At 40.5% G+C, this 2,435-nt stretch carries 2 protein-coding genes; both read right to left on the minus strand.

Annotation, left to right across the window (positions count from 1 at the left end; translation table 11 throughout):
- Positions 1–100 precede the first annotated feature (100 nt).
- Positions 101–811 (minus strand): hypothetical protein, encoded by a 711-nt coding sequence (locus C5O24_RS12535; RefSeq protein ID WP_107036943.1) that lies wholly within the window; start codon positions 809–811, stop codon positions 101–103.
- Between the two features lie 3 nt (positions 812–814).
- On the minus strand, positions 815–2,239 hold the full coding sequence (locus C5O24_RS12540; RefSeq protein WP_107036944.1) for a site-specific integrase: 1,425 nt from the start codon (positions 2,237–2,239) through the stop codon (positions 815–817).
- Positions 2,240–2,435: the final 196 nt, after the last annotated feature.

Genomic DNA, 2,435 nt, shown 5'->3' on the forward strand with positions numbered 1-2,435 from the left:
CTACTTTTACTCATGGTTATTCATGGATTGTTTGGCGACACCAAAATAACCATTTAGGGCTGACTCCTGCAATAGGTGTCAGCCCTAATTTTTCAATCGCTCAAAAAAAGTTTAGCGGACAGTAATAATAGAAAAATGCGAGCATTTTTCCATCTGATAACTCTTGTACTGCTTTATATTTACAACCTTCTCCCGTGCGAAGTCTAAATGACATTGCAATAAGGTACATAAGGTGATGGATATCAAATATATTATGTACATAGATACCTGTTGATAGGTTTTGATTGTCTATTGAGAAATGTTTTAAAGTATGAAGAAGTCCTCCAACAAAATCATTCTTTGCATCATTGTCTTTACTCGGAAGTATTTGGCGTAGAAGATCAACTCGCAATATGTTGTCACTAAAAATTCCATTCTCACGGTACACTATATAACAACATAAATGATCTGTCAGAAACTGAATATAGTCTTCAATTGAACCAAAACGTTTATATCCACTAACATTATAGAGGGCCTCAATTACATCTGAGGCGTTTCCTGTCCCAAAATTATCAGGATATTCTTGTAATGCGTTTTGAATACCTTGATAGATTACTCGTAGAAATGTACTATTAAAAATCATATAAAATTGAGTGTCAGCATCAATTTTATAATTATAAATATCTACTATTGAAAACCCAAATTGAAAGATATTTAAGGGTTCTTTCTCTTGATTAATCCTTTCTTTATTTTTATGGTTCCAAAGATCCTTTAAATGAGGTTCAATGAACTCCATTAATTCGGTATATTCCTGTTTAGATATGACTTTCATAATTTATTTATTGATTGCGCTGATAACAGCCATGATTTGTTCTGGAGACATACCTTTCAGCAGTGCGATGGCTTGCTCCTCTTTTGATAGTCCATTGAGGATGTCCTCGGCTTGTGGTTTTGGTGTGGGTTTCTTTTTGAAAAGAGTTCGCAGCGTGTTGTCCGTCTTGGATGTGTCGAAGCTACCCATATATCGCTCGGTTGTAGCGAGGTTGCTATGGCCAAGAATATTCTTGATAGCGGAACTTTCTGCCCCGGCCTCTTGCGCGATGTGCGCGAAGGCGTGCCGACTGATATGCATAGTAAGATTGGTGGTAATCTCCGCCTTTTCTGCAATCTTCTTCAGATATTTATTGATAAGGGCATTTTTGGCCGATATTTGCTGATAGAGTTGATGACGCAGTTCCGGCTTCATTCTGTCCTTATCTGCCTGGGTGACAAATTTTGCAAACGGTGCATCATTGTCAAGCAAAGGGAAGATATAATCATCCTGTTTGACATCATCATTATGATAATACCGAAGTATATCCAAAGCCTGATCGACAAGCAAGAGGTCTCGGTCTTTATGGTTCTTGCCCATTTGGTAGTGCAGTCTGCCATTCTCCGTTACGTTACGCCACCGGAGTTGAATCAAATCGGCAGCACGGATTCCTGCGCAATAATAGCTGAACAAGAAATAATTCTTACAGTGCCAAATCAGGGAGCCTTCTTCCAATTCGAGCGCGATGATACGCTCCATCTCGGTGTCGCTCAGTTTTTCTTTCGTTGTTTTAACTCCTTTGTACTTAAAAACAAGAAATGGATCTTTCGATGCCTCCATTATACCGACCTCAATAGCGCGATGAACCAGTGTGCGGAGTATATTGAACTGCACCTCGATAGTGTTCGGGTGCAACAGTTTCCCCGGCTCACGCTCATTTTCCCACTTGTGGAGAAAGTTGTCAAAGCGAGTCAATAGCTCAACCGTCATGTCGGCAACAGTAATGTCAGCCATACGACGTTTCTTTCGGAAGGCATCCATCTTATTGATAAGCCCACAATACTTACGCCAGTTGCGCCACCCGCCGTTATCATATATCATCTGAGCCCGCTCACGCGCAAAAGCTAGAAACGAAGGTGAAACAGCCTCGGTGTTCATCTCCTTGGCAAGAGCGACGGTCGTTACCTCACCCTCCTTGTCGAGTTCTTTATATGTTTCCTTCGCCTTGGCGAGAATATCGGCCAGTTGTGCATTGAGAACCTTTGCGTCGCGGACACCGCCACGTATCCAATTCTCGCTTTTACATTTAGCATTAAAATCAGAAGGTCGGGTAATCTCGACCATCGTCTTGATAAGTTTTCTTTTGCCGCCGACAGTCACACGAAGATACACCACATATGTCTTGTTCTTGGTCGGTCGTCCGTTGAGTTCAAATCTGAATGTCACCATTGGAGAGAATATTAGAGTTATAAATACGATTAGAGGCAATTTTGCCTGTAACAAAGGCAAGGTTTGCCCCGAATCCAGATGCAAAGGTAACTCAAAATGATTTTACAGGCAAATTTACAGGCAAAATTCCGCTATTTTAAGCAATTCAAAGACTCTCTAAAATCTGTAATATTTTTGTAATACGCTAATATAGAGT

The organism is Paramuribaculum intestinale (assembly GCF_003024925.1).
Classification (GTDB): domain Bacteria; phylum Bacteroidota; class Bacteroidia; order Bacteroidales; family Muribaculaceae; genus Paramuribaculum; species Paramuribaculum intestinale.